This is a genomic window from Flagellimonas amoyensis, assembly GCF_003058265.1.
In the GTDB taxonomy this organism is placed as follows: domain Bacteria; phylum Bacteroidota; class Bacteroidia; order Flavobacteriales; family Flavobacteriaceae; genus Flagellimonas; species Flagellimonas amoyensis.
Map to the genome: position 1 here is coordinate 89,109 of NZ_QBUK01000001.1, position 23,781 is coordinate 112,889.

General features: G+C 46.2%; 20 protein-coding genes. 11 read left to right on the forward strand and 9 right to left on the reverse strand.

Annotated elements, in window-relative coordinates; genetic code table 11:
- Positions 1-5 precede the first annotated feature (5 nt).
- The 3 genes from DB398_RS00320 to DB398_RS00330 form a co-directional block, all read right to left on the reverse strand.
- The gene (locus DB398_RS00320) at positions 6-1,364 is read right to left on the reverse strand and encodes an OmpA family protein (protein ID WP_108422413.1); all 1,359 of its coding nucleotides are present in this window, start codon (positions 1,362-1,364) and stop codon (positions 6-8) included.
- Positions 1,365-1,477: 113 nt separating this feature from the next.
- On the reverse strand, positions 1,478-2,671 hold the full coding sequence (gene kbl, locus DB398_RS00325; protein ID WP_108422414.1) for a glycine C-acetyltransferase: 1,194 nt from the start codon (positions 2,669-2,671) through the stop codon (positions 1,478-1,480).
- Positions 2,672-2,684: 13 nt separating this feature from the next.
- Positions 2,685-5,807, reverse strand: coding sequence for a UvrD-helicase domain-containing protein (locus DB398_RS00330; protein WP_108422415.1), 3,123 nt, complete (start codon positions 5,805-5,807; stop codon positions 2,685-2,687).
- Between the two features lie 120 nt (positions 5,808-5,927).
- Between DB398_RS00330 and DB398_RS00335 the strand changes: the two genes are divergently transcribed.
- Positions 5,928-6,536 (forward strand): superoxide dismutase, encoded by a 609-nt coding sequence (locus DB398_RS00335; RefSeq protein ID WP_108422416.1) that lies wholly within the window; start codon positions 5,928-5,930, stop codon positions 6,534-6,536.
- A 660-nt stretch (positions 6,537-7,196) separates the two neighbouring features.
- Here DB398_RS00335 and DB398_RS00340 read toward each other — a convergent pair.
- The 4 genes from DB398_RS00340 to purN form a co-directional block, all read right to left on the reverse strand.
- Positions 7,197-9,095: an amidophosphoribosyltransferase gene (locus DB398_RS00340; RefSeq protein WP_108422417.1), complete on the reverse strand. Its 1,899-nt coding sequence runs from the start codon at positions 9,093-9,095 to the stop codon at positions 7,197-7,199.
- A gap of 44 nt (positions 9,096-9,139) precedes the next feature.
- A complete protein-coding gene (locus DB398_RS00345) occupies positions 9,140-10,066 on the reverse strand; it encodes a PfkB family carbohydrate kinase (protein ID WP_108422418.1) in 927 nt (308 codons plus the stop codon).
- A 185-nt stretch (positions 10,067-10,251) separates the two neighbouring features.
- Positions 10,252-10,884: a ribonuclease H1 domain-containing protein gene (locus tag DB398_RS00350; RefSeq protein WP_108422419.1), complete on the reverse strand. Its 633-nt coding sequence runs from the start codon at positions 10,882-10,884 to the stop codon at positions 10,252-10,254.
- Entirely contained in the window at positions 10,885-11,448 is a 564-nt protein-coding gene (gene purN, locus DB398_RS00355) for a phosphoribosylglycinamide formyltransferase (protein ID WP_108422420.1), read from the reverse strand. It abuts the gene before it with no gap.
- 161 nt (positions 11,449-11,609) lie between these two features.
- Here purN and DB398_RS00360 point away from each other — a divergent pair, with 161 nt between their 5' ends.
- From DB398_RS00360 to DB398_RS00390, 7 genes are all read left to right on the forward strand, one after another.
- Positions 11,610-11,843: an acyl carrier protein gene (locus DB398_RS00360; RefSeq protein ID WP_009778413.1), complete on the forward strand. Its 234-nt coding sequence runs from the start codon at positions 11,610-11,612 to the stop codon at positions 11,841-11,843.
- 100 nt (positions 11,844-11,943) lie between these two features.
- Positions 11,944-13,194: a beta-ketoacyl-ACP synthase II gene (gene fabF / locus DB398_RS00365; protein WP_108422421.1), complete on the forward strand. Its 1,251-nt coding sequence runs from the start codon at positions 11,944-11,946 to the stop codon at positions 13,192-13,194.
- Between the two features lie 9 nt (positions 13,195-13,203).
- The gene (gene rnc, locus DB398_RS00370; RefSeq protein ID WP_108422422.1) at positions 13,204-13,941 is read left to right on the forward strand and encodes a ribonuclease III; all 738 of its coding nucleotides are present in this window, start codon (positions 13,204-13,206) and stop codon (positions 13,939-13,941) included.
- A gap of 111 nt (positions 13,942-14,052) precedes the next feature.
- Positions 14,053-14,517 carry an IPExxxVDY family protein gene (locus DB398_RS00375; RefSeq protein WP_108422423.1) on the forward strand — a complete coding sequence of 155 codons (465 nt, stop codon included), beginning with the start codon at positions 14,053-14,055 and terminating at the stop codon, positions 14,515-14,517.
- A 2-nt stretch (positions 14,518-14,519) separates the two neighbouring features.
- The gene (pyk, locus tag DB398_RS00380) at positions 14,520-15,962 is read left to right on the forward strand and encodes a pyruvate kinase (protein ID WP_108422424.1); all 1,443 of its coding nucleotides are present in this window, start codon (positions 14,520-14,522) and stop codon (positions 15,960-15,962) included.
- Positions 15,963-16,097: 135 nt separating this feature from the next.
- Positions 16,098-16,946 (forward strand): helix-turn-helix domain-containing protein, encoded by an 849-nt coding sequence (locus DB398_RS00385; protein ID WP_108422425.1) that lies wholly within the window; start codon positions 16,098-16,100, stop codon positions 16,944-16,946.
- A gap of 280 nt (positions 16,947-17,226) precedes the next feature.
- Positions 17,227-17,775 (forward strand): carboxymuconolactone decarboxylase family protein, encoded by a 549-nt coding sequence (locus DB398_RS00390; protein ID WP_108422426.1) that lies wholly within the window; start codon positions 17,227-17,229, stop codon positions 17,773-17,775.
- A gap of 56 nt (positions 17,776-17,831) precedes the next feature.
- Here DB398_RS00390 and DB398_RS00395 read toward each other — a convergent pair whose 3' ends face one another.
- Positions 17,832-18,404, reverse strand: coding sequence for a TetR/AcrR family transcriptional regulator (locus DB398_RS00395; RefSeq protein ID WP_108422803.1), 573 nt, complete (start codon positions 18,402-18,404; stop codon positions 17,832-17,834).
- Positions 18,405-18,600: 196 nt separating this feature from the next.
- Here DB398_RS00395 and DB398_RS00400 point away from each other — a divergent pair, with 196 nt between their 5' ends.
- A complete protein-coding gene (locus tag DB398_RS00400) occupies positions 18,601-21,381 on the forward strand; it encodes a M16 family metallopeptidase (protein WP_108422427.1) in 2,781 nt (926 codons plus the stop codon).
- 142 nt (positions 21,382-21,523) lie between these two features.
- Here DB398_RS00400 and dinB read toward each other — a convergent pair whose 3' ends face one another.
- Positions 21,524-22,627 carry a DNA polymerase IV gene (gene dinB / locus DB398_RS00405; RefSeq protein ID WP_108422428.1) on the reverse strand — a complete coding sequence of 368 codons (1,104 nt, stop codon included), beginning with the start codon at positions 22,625-22,627 and terminating at the stop codon, positions 21,524-21,526.
- Positions 22,628-22,654: 27 nt separating this feature from the next.
- Here dinB and DB398_RS00410 point away from each other — a divergent pair, with 27 nt between their 5' ends.
- A complete protein-coding gene (locus DB398_RS00410) occupies positions 22,655-23,128 on the forward strand; it encodes a CYTH domain-containing protein (protein WP_108422804.1) in 474 nt (157 codons plus the stop codon).
- Positions 23,122-23,781, forward strand: a complete 660-nt coding sequence (locus tag DB398_RS00415; protein WP_159076273.1) for a lysoplasmalogenase — start codon at positions 23,122-23,124, stop codon at positions 23,779-23,781. Before DB398_RS00410 ends, DB398_RS00415 begins: the two co-directional genes overlap by 7 nt.

Here is a 23,781-nt window from a genome sequence, read left to right on the forward strand (position 1 = left end):
CCTTATTATTTTACCAAGTTGATTTCAACTCGTCTGTTTTGCTTTCTACCAGCAGCAGTATTGTTAGTGGCGATAGGCTTAGCTTCACCGTAACCGATAGCTGTCAATCTGCTAGAAGAGATTCCTTTGTCAATCAAGAAGCTTCTTACTGAGTTGGCTCTTTCTTCAGAAAGTTTTTGGTTCAAGCTCTCGCTACCTACGCTGTCAGTGTGACCTTCTACAGTGAACTTAGCGTTAGGATACTCGTTCAAGATTTGGATGATGTCAACCATTACAGAAGTAGACTCTGCTTTGATGGAAGATTTACCAGTATCGAACAAGATGGTTCTAGCGTAATCGTTCAATTGCTTCTGAACTTCTTCAGTTACTTCAGGACAACCTTTGTTGGCAACAGTACCAGCAACTTCTGGACACTGATCGTCTTTGTCAAGTACACCGTCACCATCGGTATCAGGCCATGGGCAACCTTTGTTGGCAGAAGGACCAGCTTCGTTAGGACAAGCGTCATCTTTGTCAGCAACACCGTCACCGTCAGCATCGGGACATCCGCCTAGAGCAGGAAGACCAGCTTCGTTAGGACAAGCGTCATCTTTATCGGCAACACCGTCACCGTCAGAATCAGGACATCCGTTCATTTCTTTGGAACCAGCTTCGTTAGGACAAGCATCTTTGGAATCTTCGATACCATCACCATCAGAATCAGGACATCCGTTGAAAGCTTCCAAACCAGCTACTTCTGGACAAGCATCGTCTTTGTCATAGATACCGTCACCATCAGTGTCAGTACCACCAAATTTGATGCTAAGACCAGCCAAGTGTTGGAAATGCTTAACCAAGTAATCTTCGAAAGCGTGCTTGTACTGGGTTTGAAGGGTCAAACCAATGTTTTCAGAAAACCAGATGTTCAAACCAATACCTCCGTTTGCAGTACCGGCACCAATTTCATCAACCCAAGTGTAACCACCACCAATTTCTACGAAAGGATCGATGGTTGTGTTCTTAAGGAAGTTATATTTGATGGTACCATCTATAGCGTAGTGTGAAAGGTCATCAACAGAAACGTCACCGATTTTTTCGATTCTGTTCAAGGAACCTCTAGCTCCAACAGAGAATCCGTCACCGATGTACTTGGACACACCAACGTAAGATACAGAAGGCAAGATGTTCCAGTGGTCAGAGACGTTGAAGTACTCATCGAACAATGTGGTGCTAGAAAACGGGTTGTTTTCATCATTGGTAGGATAAGCATCTATTGCATTCACTCCAATGCTCACTTGCCATGGATTATTCTCGTCTTGCGCTTGTATGTTGTTAAACCCTACAAATACTAGGGCAACAACCAATAATTTGCTAAGATGTTTCATGCTCAAAATTTTAAGTTTAAGTGTTTATCAGCTGCAAATGTAAGTTGTTAAAAACTATTAACAAAATCAAATATTCTTTTTTTTTAACGCATTACATGGAAGTTTTGCAGCATTTAAACGATTTTTAGAGATTTTCCAACTTTCGTAAATGCTTTTATTGCATGGTCCAAATGATGCTTTTCGTGGGCGGCCGATAATTGTACCCGTATCCTTGCCCTGTCTTTGGGGACCACCGGGTAGAAGAAACCGATGACATAAATCCCTTCATCCAAAAGCATATCGGCCATTTTTTGGGATAGTTTGGCGTCGTAGAGCATTACCGGTACAATGGCGGAATCCCCGTCAATGATGTCAAAACCGGCTTCCTTCATTCCTTTTTTAAAATATTCCGTATTGCTCTGGAGCTTGTCGCGCAGCGAAGTGTCCTTGTCCAACATCTCAAAGACCTTGATGGACGCTCCCACAATGGCGGGGGCCAATGAATTGGAGAACAAATAGGGCCTTGAACGCTGGCGAAGTATCTCAATGATTTCCTTTTTTCCCGTGGTATAGCCGCCCATGGCCCCACCCAAGGCCTTGCCCAAGGTTCCGGTAATGATGTCGATGCGGTCCAAGACACCTTTTTCTTCCAATGTTCCACGCCCTGTTTGGCCAATGAAACCTGCAGCATGGCATTCATCGATCATCACCATGGCATCATACTTATCGGCAAGGTCACAGATCTTGTCCAATGGTGCCACAAGCCCGTCCATGGAAAAGACCCCGTCGGTCACAATGATCTTGAACCGCGCCCCGTCCTTCACACTTTGCTTCAACTGCTCTTCCAGATCGGCCATGTCGTTATTGGCATACCTGTAGCGCATGGCCTTGCACAACCGCACCCCGTCTATGATGGAAGCATGGTTCAGTGAATCGGAAATGATGGCATCCTCCGCGGTCAGCAACGGTTCGAACACCCCGCCATTGGCATCGAATGCCGCTGCATATAATATGGTATCCTCCGTGCCATAGAAATCGGCGATCTTTTGTTCCAGTTCCTTGTGGATGTCCTGCGTGCCACAGATGAACCTTACGGACGACATCCCAAAGCCGTGCGTGTCCATGGCATCCTTGGCCGCCTGGATCACATCGGGGTGGGAGGACAGTCCCAAATAGTTGTTGGCGCAGAAGTTGATCACCTCCTGCCCTGTGGAAATTTTGATAACGCCCCCCTGTGGAGAGGTAATGACCCGTTCTTTTTTATACAGGCCCGCTTCTTCAATTTCTTTCAACTCTTGGGCCAAATGTTCTTTGATGTTACCGTACATATCTTTAATTCGTTTAGACAAAAATAGGTTCTATTTGCTGGTCAATATAAACAATAATGGAATGTTTGATGGTATGGCCCATTTCTTTCAGGACATCCGCATATTGGGCAATCTGTTCTTTATGTGACGGGGAGGGCTTCCCTGTTTTATAGTCGATGATGGTCGCCTCGTTTCCAGAAATGACCATCCTGTCCGGGCGTAGCGAAGGCCCGTTTACCGTGAGGATTTCCTGCTCGTTCCATATTTGGGGACCTTCCTGAAAGAATGGCTGCAATTTGGGATGATCCACCACGGCCATGATTTTTTGTTTGATGTCAACAGCGGTCTCTTTTGAGCAATGCCCTTCCCGCTCTAGGCGCTCCAGAATAGGGTCAACATCGACAGCCGTTCGGATTTGGCTCAATGCAAAATGGACGAGGTTCCCCAGCTCAATGGCCTCCATGCGCCCATCGTCCCACATACGGCCCGATTTGGTGGAAATGGTGAATGCCGTATCCGCTTTGGGTCGGGTAATGTAGGGGATATGGTTATCCTTGGAACTGGCAGGGGTGCTGCCTTGTTCTTTTTTGGGGAACGTTCCTATGGTATATACACCGGAATCGTTTTCAGGAATGTCATTTTGCTGTAGATACCACAGAAAAAGGTCAGTATATGAAGCGGCCGACTCAATGGCAGGAATGGTCTTGGCTGTTTCCGTGATCACGAAGAGTCCTTTTACCGGACGGGTCAGGGCCACGTAGAGCACGTTCATCGAATCCAACAAGGTTTTCTGCTCTTCCTCCATATATTTAAGTTGGGCAATCTCATTGTACTCCAACATATCCTTATTGTTGTTGATGAGAAATTCATCCAGACCCAAAACCGTTTCATTTTGGGGAACGGGCACCCACGATTTCTTTTTTTTCCGCTTATCGTCCAGCAGGGCATTGGCAAAAGGAAAGATCACAAAGGGAAATTCCAGGCCCTTGGCCTTGTGGATGGTCATGATCTTCACTGCATCCACACCATCGGGTGCAGCTATGGACAACGATTCTTTTTTTACCTCCCAATAAGTAAGGAAGGCATAGATGCTGGGGCCTTCCCTTTTTTCAAGATCCAGGACCTCGTCCATCAAAAACGAAATGTGGGCCACGGAGCCTTCGGAGAGCCCAAAATGTATGATGGCCTGCTCCAAGATATTGAAAACGGACTCACCTTTTAGTCGATCTATATAAAAGCCATACCCGCTGGCCAGAAAATGGGCCACTTGGTCCAGGTTTTCGGAAATGATCTGGTGCCTTTCCGTATTTCCTTTGGACAGATATAATAGGATATGGTATGCCGCATCCCGGTCCTGTATATTTTCAAAGATCCGGAGAATGGAGATCAAAAAAGTCACTTTTTCATTGTTGTCCAGCAACAGCGCATCCGAAGAAATGATGGGGATGTTCTGTTGTGCCAAGAAATCGGCCAGTACCATTCCTTTTTTATTGTCCCGAACCAACACGCAGATGTCCGAGAACACGTGTCCTTCCAAAGTAATGTTCTGGATAGTTTCCAATACTTGGGCACAATAGGCCTCATCCTTGTTTTCCATGTCCTTGTCCAAAAAGGACAGTTGCACATAGCCGCCGGGGCGATGGTTCGTCTTTTGGTGGGAGTCGTTCAAAAAGAGGTTTCGATAGTCCTCATTGCCAAGGACGGCCGCCACTTCTGAAAAAAAACCATTGTTGAAGTTCACAATTTCATCACAGCTCCTCCAGTTGGTGTCCAGGGAATGGATGCTGGGCTGCACGGCAAAGGGATGTGCCTTACCAGTGAGCAGGTCGAGGAACTGTTCGGCCCGTCCGCCCCGCCATCGGTAAATGGCCTGTTTCACATCGCCTACCAAAAATAGGGAGCCACGCTCCTGCCTTTCGGTCTCGCTCTCCAATGCGTTGCCGATCAGTGGCACCAAATTGTCCCATTGCATTTTGGAGGTGTCCTGAAACTCATCTATGAAATAATGCCGGTACTTTTCGCCCATCCGTTCATAAATGAAAGGCACGGGCTGGTCCTTGATCTCTTTGGAGAGGATGGAATTGAGGGAGGAAATGGGAACAATGTCCCGATCCAGCTCAATGTTCTTGATCTCTTTGGCAATTTCGTTCAAGACTGTCATGGGTACGATATTGCCATATACATTTTTCAGATAGCTATGCCGATAGATGAGTTGCTTGATGGCCAGATAGTGCTCCAAAATGAAAGCAGACAGGTTTGATACATCTCTTTTATCCGCTGCTTTGAGCAATTTGCCATCAGCAAGATTGCTTTCCAGGGTTTTACTTGTATAGATGTTTTTGGGGCTGCATTCGCCATCCACCATTTTTTGGAAATGGTTGGGCAGTGTTTGTCGGGGAAAATCACCCATATCGAACCCTTGGTGTTCTATTTCCTGAAGCACATTTTGGGCCAATTGTTTTATCTTTTCCTCGATGGTACTGCTTTCCGATGCGAGTCGTTTTTGGATGTCCTGAAAATCCCCGATGGTCTTGGTGCGCAATGGCCCTATGTGTTCCGCATGGTTTTCCTGGAACAGCAGTTTCCCGATTTCCACAAGGTCATAGGCAATGTTCCAGCTTTTGTCGTCATCGATTTTCTCGAGGGAGAAGGCAATCAGGACCTCGGTCAGTTTTTCATCTTCACCGGCCCGTTCCAACAATCTCCCCACAGCTTCTTCCAAAAGCAGGTCCAGATTCAGCTCTACCTCAAAATTCTGCGATAGTTGTAGGTCCCGGGCAAAGGTCTTGATGATCTTGTGGTTGAACTTGTCAATGGTCGATATCTCAAAAAAAGAATAATTATGAAGAATGCGCTTTAAGATCAGCGAGGCCTTTTTTCGCAATTGGTCTTCGCTCAGGGAAAGTTCATCACAAAGTGACAAGAACAGGCCTTGCTGTTTTTCGGGCACGGGGTCCTGACCAAAAGCATAGAGATTGTCCAAGATCCGTGTCTTCATTTCGTCCACGGCCTTGTTGGTAAAGGTAATGGCCAAAATCTGCCGGAACTTGGAAGGAGAATCGTTGGACAGCAACAATTTGATATACTCCTTGGCCAGGGCATAGGTTTTGCCCGAACCTGCCGACGCACTATATATTTTAAAATGTGATGCCTCCAAGGAGATTTTTGTTGCAAAATACGGATTCCGAGCTTTAAGTTAACAGGGATTTAGCGGAATATGTTTGTTAAAACCCGTATTTTTACGGGAATTAAGTACTAACATAAAAACACAAGTATTATGGCTTTTGAATTACCAAAGTTACCGTATGCGTACGATGCGCTGGAACCACATATAGACGCTAGGACCATGGAGATCCATCATACCAAGCACCACAATGGCTACACCACCAATCTGAACAATGCCATTGCAGGCACCGATTTGGAAGGAAAGAACATCATTGATATCCTGTCCAATTTGGACATGAACAACGGTGCCGTGCGAAACAACGGTGGAGGTTTTTACAACCACTCGCTTTTCTGGGAGGTAATGTCCCCCAATGGAGGTGGCACACCAAGCGGAGACCTTGCCACGGCCATCAACGATGCTTTTGGCTCTTTTGATGCTTTCAAGGAAAAATTTGCCGCAGCTGCCGCAACCCGTTTTGGTTCCGGATGGGCTTGGCTATGTGTGCACAAGGGTGGAAAATTGGAAATCTGTTCCTCGCCCAACCAAGATAACCCCATCATGCCCAATGTAGGCTGTGGAGGACAACCCATTTTGGGATTGGATGTTTGGGAGCATGCCTATTATTTGAACTATCAGAACAGGAGACCCGATTATATTTCGGCCTTCTTCAATGTGGTGAACTGGGACAAGGTTTCAGAAAACTACAAGGCCGCCAAATAGCGGAAAAGCATTCCTTAAAAAGAAAAGCCGAGCACTTGTGCTCGGCTTTTTTGTTTCCAAACCATTGGTAAATAGAAAAGGGCGAGGAAGCCCTCGCCCTTTTCGTCCCAAATCTTACCATAAACTTAACCTACTTATGCTATGGCGGGACTAAAATACTGGTATTGTGTAAAATAACAAAGGCTTTTGGGGAAATTTTTGCTTTTTGTGGAAAAAAGAAAACGTGCAGTTCGTCGATGAAATGGATAAATCCTTGGTAGTCAAACATAAAGAAGGCGGAGCATGCTCCGCCTTCTTTCCCCAAATCTTACCATGAACTTAACCTACTTATGCTATGGTCCTCCAAATGTACACCAAGGGGCAGCTGGCCTGATAAATTTTTGGATGAAACTCGCTTAAATGCGTTGAAGTGTACAACTTGGGCCAATAATTGACATTTGTCAAGAAAAGAAGTGATTTTTCAGATCGGGGATGGTAGAAAATAAAAAAGGTGGAAGAGATTCCACCTTTTTTGCCCCAAATCTTACCATGAACTTAACCTACTTATGCTATGGCAATACTAAAGTAGGATTGTGTCCTGCCCATCGTATAAAAAGCCGCTAATCTACTCGTTTCATCGATGAAATGCACACTCTTATACGGGCCGATGGATATATAGAATCAATAAGCCCTTTCGTTCTTGCCCTCAAAGAAGTTGATGAAGGCCCGGTTCACCACGCGGTTGCCGCCAGGAGTGGGATAATCCCCAGTGAAATACCAGTCACCCAAATTTTTGGGGCAGGCCACGTGCAGGCTTTCCACGGTCTGGTAAATGATATCCACTTCGGCCTTTATGCCTTCTGGGCTCAAGATCTCGGCAATCTTTTTGGAAATCTGCTCTGGTGTGAACGGCTCATAGAATTCCTTCACATAGTTGACAACGTCCTTGTCCTTGGATTTCAACTGCGTAAGGCATTTTTCGTAGATCTCCTTGATCTTATGTGTGGTCCCCTGCTCTTCGTGCAGGGCCTGGGCAGCCTTGAAGGCCACAAAGTCCTCCAATTTTGCCATGTCGATACCGTAACAATCCGGATAACGGATCTGCGGTGCCGATGAGACCACGATGATTTTCTTGGGCGAGAGCCTATCCAATATTTTTAGGATACTTCTTTTTAAGGTGGTTCCCCTTACGATACTGTCATCTATGATGACAAGGTTGTCAGTCTCTTTGACCGATCCATAAGAAATGTCATAAACGTGGGTCACCAGATCATCACGGTTGCTGTCTTGGGTAATGAAGGTGCGCAGCTTGGCATCCTTTATGGCCACTTTCTCAATCCTTGGCCGTACATCCAAGATTTCATGCAGCTGTTCTCCGGTGATATTGGGTCCAAGAGCTAAGATCTGTTCCTCCTTCTTTTTGTTGAGATAGCTCTGGGCCTCTTTTACCAATCCAAAGAAAGAAGTCTCGGCGGTGTTGGGGATATAGGAGAACACGGTGTTGGGCAGGTCATCGTTTATCGATTTCAGAATCTGGGGGAAGACCAACTTCCCCAACATTTTTCGTTCCTGATAGATTTCTTTGTCACTGCCACGGGAAAAATAGATGCGCTCAAAGGAGCAGGCCTTACGCTCCAGGGGTTCCAAAATCTCCTTGATGGAGACGGATCCGTTCTTCTTTACGATGATGGCGTGTCCGGGGTCCAACTCCATGACATCTTCAAATCTCACATTGAAAACGGTCTGGATCACGGGCCGTTCCGAAGCCACCACCACTACTTCATCATCCTTATAATAATAGGCGGGTCGAATACCTGCGGGGTCACGGACCACAAAACCATCGCCATGACCCAAAAGTCCACCCATGGTGTAGCCACCGTCCCAGTTTTTGGCAGCCTTTCTCAATATTTTGGCCACGTTCAAGCGTTCAGCGATCAAAGGGGAAGCCTCTCGTTTGTTGTATCCTTCCTTTTTGACCTGTTTGTAGAGTTTGGCCACGGCATCGTCCAAAAAGTGTCCGATCTTTTCCATAACGGTCACGGTGTCGGCCAGTTCCTTGGGATGCTGTCCAAGTTCTACCAAGTTGCCAAAAAGTTCATCAACGTTGGTGAGGTTGAAGTTGCCCGCTACGATAAGGTTACGGTGCATCCAGTTGTTCTGCCTCAAAAAGGGGTGAACGCTCTCGATACTGTTTTTTCCAAAGGTGCCATAGCGCACGTGCCCCATCAAAAGTTCTCCGATGTAAGGGATGTTCTTTTTCTGCCAAGCAACATCTTCTTTATGCCCCGGATTTTCGGCAAGGGTGGTGTTGATCCGCGAATTGATCTGGTCAAAAATATCCTGAATGGGCTGCTGGTTGGCGGAACGTACCCGGCTCATGTAGCGCTCTCCAGGATTCATGTCCAGCTTTATGCTCGCAAAGCCGGCACCGTCCTGTCCGCGGTTGTGCTGCTTCTCCATCATCAGGTACATTTTGTTCACTCCATAGAAAGCTGTACCGTACTTTTCCTTGTAGTATTCCAGGGGTTTAAGCAAACGGATCAGTGATATTCCGCATTCGTGCTTAATGGCATCACTCATAACAAACCAAATAAAAAAAGCCCCGAAAATCTCAGGGCGGGTATTTATGTTAATTCAATATTGAACTGTGTCAATTCCTTAAACTGCATTAAACGGGCCTCCACCTCATGTTTTTTCAGTTCCACCATGCGTTCGGTGCCAAAGCGTTCCACACAAAAGGAAGCCAAGTTGGAACCGTGTATGATCGCATTTTTCATGCTCTCGAACGAAATGTTCCCGGTCATGGTGAGGTAGCCTGCAAAACCACCGGCAAAGGTGTCCCCAGCTCCTGTGGGGTCAAAGACCTCCTCCAAGGGCAGGGCGGGTGCAAAGAAAATATTGTTTTCGTGGAACAAAAGCGCTCCGTGCTCCCCTTTTTTGATGACCACATACTTGGGGCCCATCTCTTGGATCTTGGCAGCGGCCTTCACCAAAGAATATTCCTTGGTCATTTGTCGGGCCTCCTCATCATTTATGGTGATGACGTCTATTTTGGCGATAACGTCCATAAGCTCGTCCCAGGTATGGTTCATCCAAAAGTTCATGGTATCCAGTATGATGAGCTTTGGTCGTTCTTCCATCTGATTAATTACACTCATTTGGATATTGGGATGCAGATTTCCCAACATGACCACATCCGCATCGGTAAAACCTTCGGGGACTATGGGGTCAAAATCGGCCAAGGTGTTCAACTCGGTCACCAACGTATCCCTCGAATTAAGGTCGTTATGGTATTTGCCCTGCCAAAAGAAGGTCTTGCCCCCTTTGACCACCTCTACGCCGGAAAGGTCGATGTCCCTATCCTTCAAAATATCCATGTATGTGTCGGGAAAATCCTCGCCCACCACGGAGACGATGGCGGACCTTACCTTGAATTGGGTTGCGGCCAGACCGATGAACGTTGCGGCACCTCCCAAGATTTTGCCTGTTTTTCCAAATGGGGTCTCAATGGCATCAAAGGCCATGCTTCCCACGATCAGCAATTTGCCCATTCGTTAAAATTTGGTGCAAATATACGTTTTGATATTCCATATTGGAATCATTGGTGAAGGATTTAAGAAAAGAGGGTGGGTACACGTTCAACCCAAGCTTAAGTTCAAATTCAGTTCAAGGATGTTTTTAAGGACAGATTTTTCCAAATCTTATGTCTTACGTCTTTCGTCTGAAGTCTCAAACTTCATTTCCGGCCAAAATCTGCGGGGATTTCACCCCATGCCTTGGTCTCCCATTTCACGATGGGGGTGGTGTACCTGTTCTTTTTCAGCCAGTCCTCTGCCCTTTGGATGAGTTCAAAAAGTTGTGCGTTCTTGGCGGTTTTGTCCAATTTGGTGCCACATTTGCCCTTTCGGACCCAACCGATGGCAATCCTGGAATCGGAATACAAGATCCGATCACTTTTTTTCTGCTTTAAAAAAGCAAGACCATGCACCAATGCCAAGAATTCGCCCACATTACTGGTTCCCTGCTCAAAGGGGCCTTGGTGGAACAGTACCTTTTTGGTCTTGGTGTCCACGCCGCGGTACTCCATTTTGCCAGGATTGCCACTGGAGGCTGCATCCACAGCAATGGAGTTGTAGTTGGGATTGCCTATTTTGAGCAACTCTTGTGGCGAAAGTTCCAATTTGCCTTTTGAGGTTCCCTTATAGTCCGAGTAGTTGCCATTATAGGCCTTTTTGGCCTCGGCGAAGGTGGGAAACGATTTGTATTGTGCACCCTTGAACCCCTCTATCTGTGCCTTGCAATCGGCCCAAGTCTCAAAAATTCCGGGGTGCTTGCCCTTCCAGACCACATAAAACTTCTTCTTCGCCATTTATATAAGGAGTTTTTCGATCACCTTCGGGAAATGCTCATATTCCAATTGGTGTACTTTCTCGGCAATACTATCGGGGTTGTCGGAAGGTTCCACAGCAGTTTTTGACTGAAAGATGATGGCGCCTTCGTCATAATGCTCATTCACATAATGTATGGTAATACCCGTTTCCGTCTCACCATTTTCTTTAACAGCCTGATGCACTTTTGCGCCATACATGCCTTTTCCACCATACTTTGGAAGAAGGGCGGGGTGTATGTTTATAATTTTATTTGGGAATGCTTCTATGATATTGGAAGGAATTTTCCACAGAAATCCAGCCAATACAATTAAATCGGGCTGAAGACTTTTTAGGGCTTCAACAACAGCATCAGATTTAGTAAAAGCGATTTTGTTGAAATAAAATGCAGGAACTTCCAGGCGATCACAGCGATCCAAAACCTTGGCGGTATGTTTGTTGGAGAGCACGGCTGAGACAGTTGCCAAGGGTTTTTCTTTGAAATAGGTGATAATGTTTTCGGCATTTGACCCACTTCCCGATGCCAAGATGACAATTTGTTTCATCTGTTAGGAATTGATATGATTTTGGACTAACTTCAGGCGGCTAAAGTAAGATACTGAATCTTAAGATGTTTAATTTGGGTTACATTTTATCGACAAATAGTGTATTTAATCCAAAGTTTTATATTTTTGCCAACGATTAAATTTTTAAAACCACAATAATTATGTCAGACATTGCATCAAGAGTAAAGGCTATTATCGTTGATAAACTGGGTGTTGATGAGAATGAGGTTGTAGCTGAAGCTAGCTTTACCAACGATCTAGGTGCGGATTCCTTGGACACTGTTGAACTTATCATGGAGTTTGAGAAAGAATTTGATATCCAAATACCAGATGATCAAGCAGAGAACATCGCCACTGTTGGTCAGGCCATTAGCTATATAGAAGAAGCTAAATAATTTTATGATATATCGCTAAAGATTTTAAATTATCCATGTGGTGATTATCGCATGGATAATTTTTTTTATAATTTAGGTCTAAAGGGTAAAAAATAGTTCAATGCAGTTAAAGCGAGTTGTGGTTACCGGAATGGGGGCACTTACTCCAATAGGCAACAATTTGGAGGCTTATTGGGAAGGACTACGGACCGGAAAGAGTGGTTCTGCACCCATCACATATTTCGATACCGAGAAGTTCAAGACAAAATTTGCCTGTGAGCTGAAAGGGTATAACCCCGAAGATTATTTTGATCGCAAGGAGGCAAGAAAACTGGATAGGTTCGCACAATATGCCCTCGTCTCTTCGGATGAGGCCATTGCAGACTCTGGAATCGACCTCAATGTAGTGGACAAGTTCAGGGTAGGTGTAGTCTGGGGAGCCGGTATCGGCGGATTGGAAACCTTCCAAAATGAGGTGATCGGGTTTGCCGAAGGAGATGGCACACCCCGTTTCAACCCCTTCTTCATTCCAAAAATGATCGCGGATATCGCACCAGGGAACATTTCCATCAAGCATGGGTTCATGGGGCCAAACTATACTACGGTTTCGGCCTGTGCATCGGCAGCCAACGCCATGATCGATGCGCTGAATTATATCCGTTTGGGCCATTGCGATGTCATCGTGACCGGAGGAAGTGAAGCTGCCGTTACCATGGCAGGTATGGGTGGTTTCAATGCCATGCATGCCCTTTCCACCCGAAACGAAAGTCCAGAAACAGCATCCAGACCTTTTGATGCCACACGTGACGGTTTTGTTCTTGGAGAAGGTGCAGGGGCACTGATCTTGGAAGAATACGAACACGCCAAGGCAAGAGGGGCGAAGATCTATGCCGAAGTACTCGGCGGAGGCCTTTCCAGCGATGCCTATCACATGACCGCCCCACACCCAGAAGGTATCGGTGTGGTTAAAGTAATGGAAAACTGTCTACAGAATGCAGGTTTGAAACCTGAGGACGTAGACGCTATCAATACGCACGGAACATCCACCCCGTTGGGCGATGTGGCCGAGCTCAAGGCCATTTCCAAGGTGTTTGGTGCGCATGCACCCAACATCAACATCAATTCCACCAAGTCCATGACCGGGCATTTGCTCGGTGCGGCTGGGGCCATTGAGGCCATTGCCTCCATTTTGGCCATGGAACACGGAATGGTTCCACCGACCATCAACCATAGTGTGGTGGACGATCAGATCGATCCTTCGCTCAACCTGACCCTGAACCAGGCACAGAAGAGGGAAGTGAACGTAGCCATGAGCAATACGTTTGGCTTTGGCGGACACAATGCGTGTCTTGTATTCAAAAAATTGGGGTAGTTTTGTAACATGAAGTTCACCTCCAAAATATTCAATTCCCATCCTAGCTCGGATGGGGATTTTTTTTTGGGAATGAAAAAGATTCTAGGGTTCAAGCCCAAAAATCTCGAAATCTACAAAAAGGCATTTCTTCACCGTTCCGTCAATAAAAAAGACGCCAACGGCAACCCAATGAACTATGAGCGTTTGGAGTTTTTGGGGGATTCCATGCTGGGGACCATCGTATCAAAACACCTATACAATGAGGTGCCCGAAGGGGACGAAGGTTACCTTACCAAAATGCGCTCCAAGGTGGTGAGCCGCAAACACCTGAACGAGCTGGGAAAGGATTTGGGACTTTTACGCTTTGTAGAAAGCAGGATACCGAAGACCCATTTTGGGGAGAACATCCATGGCAACGTATTCGAGGCACTCATTGGGGCCATATATCTGGACAGAGGCTATCCCTATTGTGAAAAATTCATCCATGAAAGGGTCATAGAGCCCTATGTGGACATCGAGCAATTGGAAGGTAAAGTCATCAGTTACAAGAGTTTGGTAATCGAATGGTGCCAAAAGCAAAAGACGCCGTTCAGCTATAACGTGTATGAGGACACGGGCAATGACGAGCTGAAACATTTTGCGGTAAAACTAACCATTGGAGGTCGAATTTTGGCCAAGGCAAGGGCAACATCCAAAAAGAAGGCCGAGGAAAAGGCATCCAAGCGAGCCTATTTTGCCCTACAGAACAGAATGGAGAACCAATGACATTAAATAAAGGTAAACTCAATCGTTTTCGAGGGCTTAAGAAGTGTATTGTGTCGGATTGGCTAGGCATTCAATTGGATTAAGAGTATATTTACAGTTCGTGTTAAGGGCATGATGACAACACATCGGATATCGGCAGACTTATATGACGATAGTTTCAGGCTCATCGCCATACACAGTGATTTGGAGGATTATGCCATGACCTATGCCATAAATTCCAAATGCGGATTGTATTTGAAAAGGATGAAAATAGACCTTCATCTGGATGAAAATCTATCTTTTTCTGTGTTTGATTGGGACGATGGGATGAACGACATTTATTGGACGCTGATCTCGAACAAATGTGTGGTCGAGGAAGTTATACCTTCAGGAGGTCTGTTTGAGAACAACATTTCCGCAAGGACCGATCATTTGATCAAAGAACGAAAAGAGATCGATTACTTCCTAAAAGTGGAAGCGGCCGACGAGGCCACACTTTCCCAAAAACTAAGGGATATCAAAAAGATAGACAAGGTGATAACAGCATACCCTTTGGAAACACAGACATTAAAATCAAAAAGAAACTTAATCTTTTAACAATGCCAACTAGAAAGAAGACTAAAATTGTAGCAACCTTGGGACCTGCCACCAGTAAAAAGGAAACCCTCAAGGCGATGATCGAGGCAGGTGTGGATGTTTTTAGGATAAACTTTTCCCATGCGTCTTATGATGATGTAGCGGAAAGGATCAGAATGATACGGGAACTGAATGAGGAGTTGGAGGTGAACACATCGATCCTTGCGGACCTTCAAGGGCCCAAGTTGAGAGTAGGTGTGATGGGCGAGGAAGCCGTTGTTGCCCCGGGCGACGAAGTGACCTTTGTTACAGGGGAGCCTTTTGAAGGGAATGCACAAAGGGTGTATATGAACTACCAAAACTTCCCTAAGGATGTAAAGCCAGGGGAACGTGTTCTTCTGGACGATGGAAAACTCATATTCGAGGTAAAGTCCACCAACGGGGAGAACGAGGTAAAGGCAACCGTAATCCAAGGAGGCCCCTTGAAATCCAAGAAGGGAGTAAACCTGCCCAATACGGACATTTCCCTTCCTGCACTCACCAAGAAGGACATCAAGGATGCCATTTTTGCCATAGAACACAAAGTGGATTGGATGGCACTTTCCTTTGTGCGTCATGGTCAGGATCTTATCGACCTACAAGAACTCATCAAGAAGCACTCCGATCATAAAATTCCGATCATTGCCAAGATAGAGAAACCCGAAGCGGTGGAGAACATTGACAAAATTGTCACACACTGTGATGGGCTTATGGTGGCCCGTGGAGATTTGGGTGTGGAAGTACCCGCCCACGAGGTTCCTTTGATCCAGAAAAAACTTGTATTGAGGGCCAAAAAAGGCAGGATACCCGTAATCATCGCCACCCAGATGATGGAAACGATGATCACCAGCCTTACGCCCACCCGTGCAGAGGTGAACGACGTGGCCAACTCGGTCATGGATGGGGCCGACGCCGTGATGTTGTCCGGAGAGACTTCGGTAGGGAACTATCCGGTACAGGTCATCGAAAGAATGTCCAGTATTCTGACCAGTGTGGAAAACTCAAGCTTGATCAAAGTACCACAGACACCGCCACATGTCAGGACCAATAGGTTCATTACCAAATCGGTATGTTACCACGCAGCCCTAATGGCGAATGAAATCGAGGCAAAAGCCATATCCACACTTACAAACAGTGGATATACCGCTTTTCAGATATCGGCTTGGCGACCCAGTGCGCATATTTTGGTGTTTACCTCCAACAAAAGGATATTGACCCAGTTGAACCTGCTTTGGGGGGTCAAGGCCTTTTATTATGATAAGTTTGTGTCCACCGATCAGACCATAGAAGATGTGAACCAGTTGGCCTGTAAAAAAGGCTACTTAGAGGTTGGGGACATGTTGGTCAGCTTGGCGGCTATGCCCATCAAGGCAAAAGGAATGGTGAACACCCTTAGGGTGACCGAGATTACGAGTTGTAACTTTTAAGGTTACAATACACCATACATAACAGCGGGGCCATAAGTTCTTTTGGGAACTTGGGTCCCGTTTTTTTGTGTCCAGTGCAGCTGTAAGTTTAGTGGCGACGGCAAGACTAATTTTCCAACTGATACCAAACCACGCATGAGATACGAGTACACTGACCAGAAATTAGGAGCTGTTCTGGGTCTTACCGAAGACTTTAAAAATGACCAGGAACGGTTTTCCGATACTTCGAAGACCATCAAGTTTTTATGGAACAGGAACGCCCAAGCCCTTACCATTGAGGTGGACGGAGTGCCCTTGGAGCTCTTGCCCAACCAGTTGATCACGGTCACCTATTTGCAGCATGTGTCCCTTGCCAAGACCACCTTGCCGCTTTCGGCCATTCTTTTCAATAGGGAATTTTATTGCGTTTTTGACCATGACAGTGAGGTTTCCTGTAATGGGATTTTGTTCTTTGGCACACAGGATGTGCCCATCATCACTTTGCCCAAGGAGCAACTTTCCAAGTTCAATTTGTTGTACGATATGTTCGTGGAAGAATTTTCCACCCCCGACAATATCCAGGGCGATATGCTCCAGATGCTATTGAAACGCCTCATCATCATGGGTACCCGGTTGGCCAAGGAACAACTCATCGTCCAAACACTGGACAATGAACAGATAGATACCATCCGGAGGTTCAATTTTTTGGTGGACCTGCACTACAAGACCAAAAGAAGGGTCAGCGATTATGCCGACATGCTCTTCAAGTCGCCCAAGACACTTTCCAACCTGTTTGCCATCTACAACCAAAAATCCCCACAGCAGATCATTTTGGACCGCATTGCCTTGGAAGCAAAGCGGCTGATCAACTACACCGATAAGCAAAATCAGGAAATTGCCTTTGAATTGGGGTTCAATGATCCGGCCCATTTTAGCCGATTTTTTAAGAAAATGACCCAAATGACTCCCTCCGAATACCGCGGAAACCCCATTTTGGGCGCTTAAGGGAAAATTGGGCAAGCCATCGGGAAATCGTTCCTAACCCTTACCTCTTCTTTCGCAGCATCTTTGCCATGTAATTCAAATCAAGGTAAAAGATGAAAGCAATGGACAGACCCATTTTTAATCTCATTGAGATTTTTCGGGAGATGCGTAGAAGTGCACCGCCAGCTGTAAGTGTTGCAGAACACTGCGAGCAAAAACACCATCACGATTACTACTGTGATGCGGAAAAACCCTTCATACAAAAATCATAATAAGTATTAACAGTTAAAATTTGAAAATCATGAACACATTCAATGTACCCACAAGAGAAGAAGTAAGTCCGGCCAACCAGGCCATTTTTGACAACCTTAAAAAATCGTTGGGATTTGTCCCCAACCTGTATGCCACCTTTGCCCATTCGGAAAATGCATTGGGGAACTACTTGACCTTTGCCAATGCCAAGACTTCCCTCAAGGCCAAAGAAAAAGAAGTGGTGAACTTGGCGGTGAGCCAGGTCAATGACTGTCTGTATTGTTTGGCAGCGCACACGGCGATTGGCAAATTGAACGGATACACCGACAGCCAGATCTTGGAACTAAGGGCCGGTAAAGCCTCTTTTGACAACAGATTGGATGCCTTGGCAAAACTGGCCAAGAACATCACCGAGAACAGGGGAATCGCCAGTCCTGAAGTTGTGGATAATTTCTTTGCAGCGGGTTGGACCAAGGAAAACCTGATCGACACCATAGTATTGGTGGGGGACAAGACCATCTCCAACTACATCAACAATGTGGTGGACACGCCTATCGATTTTCCCGAAGTTCAAGCTTTGGAAGAAGTGGAAGCCTAAGAATAGGTAGGACAGCTAAAAAGAAAAAACCCTTTCAGTGTTGTGGAAGGGTTTTTTTATTCCAGCTCCGTGAACAAAGAAGGAGCGATGCTCTTGGCCATGTAGATGGGCCAATCGTTCTTGAACAAATGGCTTTCGGTGATGGCGCTCTCGTACAGCAAATAAAGCCCTCCCGAGGTCTTTTCCATTTCGGCACGGGACAGGTTGGGAATGTTCTCCCCAACAACTTCGCCCAGGAACAGCAACAGGTCTTTTTTTTGTTTCTGGATGACGCCAAGTATCTTTTTTTGATCGGGAGACAGCTCCCCTAGGGTTTTCAAGGCCCAACAACCTTGAAAGTTTTCTTCGCGATACATATCCTGCAAGAGGTCGAAAATACCCAACAACTGGTTTTTTCCACGACTTTTTCTACCCACAAAACTCTTCAGTGAATGCATGAAGGCATCATGCCGTTGCTCCAGATAGGCCACACAGATGTCCTCCTTGGACTTGAAGTGCCCGTAAAGCGTGGCCTTGGCTATGCCACACTTCTCTATGATCTCATTGATCCCCGTTGAATTGTAACCCTGTACATAGAACAGGTTGCCGGCCGTGGTAATGATATGTTGGTGCAATTCAGGACGCTGCATGTTTACAAATTTAACGAAAAGGAAGATACCAAAAGTGTTGATACCTGTTTGCCGGGGAGATTGTGCCATAAATGAGGTTTCTAATGGCATTCACTTCATTTATAGGTAAGCTAACTGATTAAAATCGTGTGTATTGCAAACAATTTCATATCTTGTTGTATTCAATTTTATCAATCAAACAATTAAAACTTTTTCAATGAAAAAATTACTTCTGGCCCTGATCATGGGCCTATTGTTCTGTCCAATGAACTATGGGCAGAGTTTTCAGTTCAAAGCGGATGACATAGACATCGCTTACAAAAAGTATACCTTGGAGAATGGGCTTACCCTTTTGGTGTATGAAGACCATAAAGCGCCCATAGCGGCCGTGAACGTTTGGTACCACGTGGGGTCCAAGAACGAAAAACCGGGTAAAAGTGGGTTTGCCCACCTATTTGAGCATTTGATGTTCAATGGAAGTGAGAACTACAACACCGACTATTTCCAAGCCTTGGAGAGTATCGGTGGAACCGATCTTAATGGAACCACGAACACGGACAGGACCAATTATTTTCAGAATGTACCTCTATCTGCGCTAGACCAAGTACTGTTTTTGGAGTCCGACCGAATGGGACATTTGCTAGGTGCCATCGACCAAGCAAAACTGGATGAGCAACGAGGTGTTGTACAAAATGAAAAAAGACAGGGCGAGAACCAACCCTACGGGATGCAGTGGGACTATTTGACCAAGGCGATGTACCCAAAAGGGCACCCCTATTCCTGGACAGTGATCGGGGAAATGGAAGATCTGAACGCAGCTTCCCTGGAAGATGTGCAAGACTGGTTCAAATCATACTATGGGGCGGCCAATGCCGTAGTTGCCGTAGCTGGGGACATCGATGCGGAAGAAGTCCATCAAAAAGTGATCAAGTATTTCGGGGACATTCCTTCAGGCCCTACCGTGGAACGACAAGAAGTGAACATTCCCAATAAGGTGAATGATTCCCGGCAGGTATATCAGGATCGTGTTCCAGAAACCAGGGTGCTGTTTGCATGGAACACCCCACAATTTGGATCGAGGGAAGACCTTCATTTTGATCTCATATCCTCCATTCTCTCCAGTGGGAAGAATTCGAGACTGTACCAAAAGTTCATATACAAGGACCAGTCGGCCAGTGCAGCGGTCTCTTTCCAATCCTCCAGTGAAATAGCCAGCGAGTTCATCACATGGGTGAACGTAAAGCAGGGTCAAGACCCCGCAAAATTGGAAAAGGAACTTTGGGCAGAAATTGACAGGTTCATCAAGGAAGGCCCGACCGAAGAAGAGCTCAAAAGGGTAAAGGCCAGCTATTTTTCGGGGTTCATCAAAGGTATGGAGCGTATAGGAGGATTTGGGGGCATTTCCGATATCCTGGCCTCCAACCAAACCTATCACAAAGATCCGGCCTATTATAAAACAACCTTGAAATATGTTGAAGAGGCCACTATTGCCGATCTGAAGAACACGGCAGCCAAATGGCTTTCCAAAGGAAAACACGTCCTGATCTGCAATCCATTCCCAGAATATGGCATTGTGGAATCCTCTGTGGACAGAAGCAAATTGCCAGAATTGGGACCCCAGAAGAATTCCCAATTCCCGGAATTGCAGCGCACCCAACTTTCCAATGGGCTCAATGTGATCCTGGCCCAACGCAAGGGAGTACCGACCATTGTGATCAATTTGGTCGCCGATGCAGGATACAAGACCGATTACCTTTCCAGTCCCGGCACGGCCAAGTTGGCCATGAACTTGATGGATGAGGGCACCAAGGACAAAGATGCCTTGGAGATCAATGAGCAACTCCAATTGTTGGGAGCATCGTTGAATACGTTTTCCAGTCAGGACGAATCCAATGTGTACATGACCACCCTGAAACCCAGCTTGGATGCCAGTTTGGATCTCTTTTTGGACGTGGTGCTCAACCCTGTGTTCCCCGAAAAGGAATTTGAACGGTTGCGCAGCGAGCAGATCAACGACATCAAACAGGAAAAATCTCAACCCATCACCATGGCTTTGAGGGTGATGAACAAGTACCTTTATGGGGAAGACCATCCCTACAGCAGCCCCTATACCGGAACAGGGTATGAGGACACTGTTTCAAAACTGACCAGGGCAAATGTGGTTGATTTTTACAACACCTGGTTCAAACCGAACAACTCTACGATCATCGTGACAGGGGATGTGGAGATGAACGAGTTGAAATCCAAATTGGAAAAAACATTGGGCAAATGGAAGAAGGGCGATGTGCCCAAGATTACCTTCAATGCGCCCAAAACCGATTCCAAGAACACCCTTTACCTGATGAATAGGCCAGAGTCGCAACAATCGGTGATCTTGGCAGGGCACTTGACCGAAAAGTATGGAGATGTTTCCGAGATTGCGTTGGAGCAAATGGTGAGCATTCTTGGTGGGGACTTCACTTCAAGGATCAACATGAACTTACGGGAAGACAAGCACTGGTCCTATGGAGCGGGAGGTTTTGTGATCGGTTCCAAAGAAGCGCGTCCGTTTATCGTATATGCGCCGGTACAGACGGATAAGACCGCGGAATCCGTGACGGAGATCAGAAAGGAAATTTCAGAATTTACCTCCACACGGCCAGCAACGAAGGAAGAGCTTGAAAAAGTAAAGACCAACCAAGTGTTGAAACTTCCCGGTCAATGGGAGACCAATAGCTCCGTGAACGGCTCCATCAGGAATTTGGTCCGATATAACCTGCCTGATGATTATTACCAAAAGTATGATCAAAATGTGAGAAATCTTTCGGTGGATGACATCAAGCAAGTGAGCAACCAAGTGGTGAAACCTGAAAATGTCAATTGGTTCATGGTGGGGGATAGGGCCGAGATCATCACTAAACTCGATGCACTCGGTTTTGATAACATCGTGGAAATCGATGCGGATGGGAATCCGAAGACCCCGACGGTCAAACCGATGGAAAAGGATATTAAAAATTAAAGACTTGAGGCTGTCTAAAAAGCGGCAAAATTTTGATTTTGTCAGGTTGAGCGCAGTCGACCAATTGACTATCAACACATTTTAAGTTCTCGACTGCGCTCGAACTGACAGAGAACCAGCTTTTTAGACAGCCTCTTCTTTTTTAGAAGTCAAATTTGAGTTGTACCGAGACCGTTTCCTTTTTGGGCTCTTCCTTCTTCTTTTTTTCGGTGTTGAGGTTGGCCAGCGAAATACCCAACAATCGGACTGAGTTTTCCAAAGCGGACTGGTATAGGAGTTCTTTGGCCGTTTCGAGGATAAGATCCTTGCTTGCCACATAGTAGAGGAGTGTCTTGCTACGGGTCTGTAGGGTGAAATCACTGTATTTGATCTTCAAAGTGACCGTTTTACCTGCTATTTTGGATTTTTGAAGCCTTCTTTCCAACTCTTGGGCGATATGATCCAGCTTTTCCAGCATAAAGACCTCACTGCTCAGGTTTTCGAAAAAGGTACGCTCGGCCCCCACCGATTTTGGGATACGGTGTGGTTTCACGGTGCTGTGGTGAATGCCACGGACCACGTTGTAGTAGAATTTCCCACTCTTGCCAAAATGCCCGTCCAGAAACTCCAAGGACTTTTCTTTGAGGTCCTTTCCCGTGAAAATGCCCAGTTTGTACATTTTTTCGGCAGTGACCTTTCCCACCCCATAGAACTTTCGGATATCGAGCTCCTCCAAAAATTGGATCACCTCTTCGGGGTTCACGGTCTTTTGGCCGTTGGGCTTGTTGTAATCACTGGCCACCTTGGCGATGAATTTGTTGATGGAGATTCCAGCAGAAGCCGTCAAACCTGTTCTGTCCCATATTTTTTGACGGATTTCCTTGGCAATGAGGGTCGCGGACGGATTCCCGACCTTGTTTTCGGTCACATCCAAATACGCCTCGTCCAGGGAAAGTGGTTCCACGAGATCCGTATATTCCAAAAAAATGCGGCGGATCTGTTTGGAGACCTCTTTGTAGCGCTCAAAACGGGGTTTGACAAAGATGAGGTCCGGGCAGTTTCGTTGGGCCAAATAGCCCGACATGGCACTGCGCACCCCAAACTTCCTGGCCTCATAACTAGCGGCAGAGACCACCCCGCGAGGAGAACCTCCGCCAACGGCAACAGGTTTCCCCTTCAGTTCTGGATTGTCCAGCTGTTCCACGGAAGCATAGAACGCATCCATGTCCACATGAATGATTTTTCTGAGGGGAAAATCCAAATCCATACCCAAATTTAGGGTATATTTAGTTTGATGGAACATCTGGAAATAGAACGGAAATTTTTGGTCAGCTCGGATGCCTATAAGCAAGAGGCCACATCCCAGACACGAATAGCACAGGGATTCTTGAACACCGATCCAAGCCGTACCGTACGGGTCAGGATTATGGGGGAAAAGGGCTTTTTGACGGTGAAGGGAGCTTCCAACGATTCGGGCACCACCCGTTTTGAATGGGAAATAGAAATCAGTACGGCAGAGGCAGCCAATTTGATCGATCTATGTGAAACTGGGATATTGGAAAAATACCGTTTTGAAGTGCCCTGCGGGAAACACATTTTTGAAGTGGATGAGTTTTTGGGGGAGAACAAGGGCCTCATTGTGGCGGAAGTGGAACTCGAACACGAGGACGAACCTTTTGAAAGACCCCAATGGCTTGGGGAAGAGGTCACGGGCAAAAAAAAATATTACAATTCCCAATTGAGCAAAACACCTTTCAAGGAATGGTAACAGCACTCAAAAGACCGGTTTTCATCAACTTATTGTGTCTGGTTTCCGCCAGTTTGGCCATCTATTTTGAGATGGCAGGAAACAGGGAAATCTATGTTTTCCTGAAACCTCTGACCACTATATTGATCATGTCCAATCTCTTTTTTCTTCCCAATGCTTCCTTCAGAAATGGGATTTTGGTAGCGCTGTTTTTCTGCTTGGTGGGGGATGTGTTATTGCTCTTTGAGGCATATTTCGTTTATGGTTTGGCCACTTTTCTGGTGGGTCATGTACTTTTTGCCCTTGCATTCATCAGGCACAAGGGATTTTATCTCCATTGGGGCTCTTTTGTGGTCCTGTTCGGAATAGCAACGGCCCTGTTTTTTTGGTTGAAACCTGATTTGGGAGCATTCATGGTACCCGTAGCACTTTATGTCCTTGTTATCTCGTTCATGGCGTGGCAGGGCATAGGAACTTTTTTAAGGGACCGCGGAAAACCCTACCAATGGATTGCCTTGGCGGTGCTGTTGTTCATGTTCTCCGACACCCTGATAGCCATAGCTAAGTTCAAATCGCCCTTCTATCTGTCCAGCTTGGTTATTTTAGGGACCTATTGGCTCAGCATAGCCCTGATTGCCAATGCGACTTACCTTGTCACCAAACAGAAAGGGTAG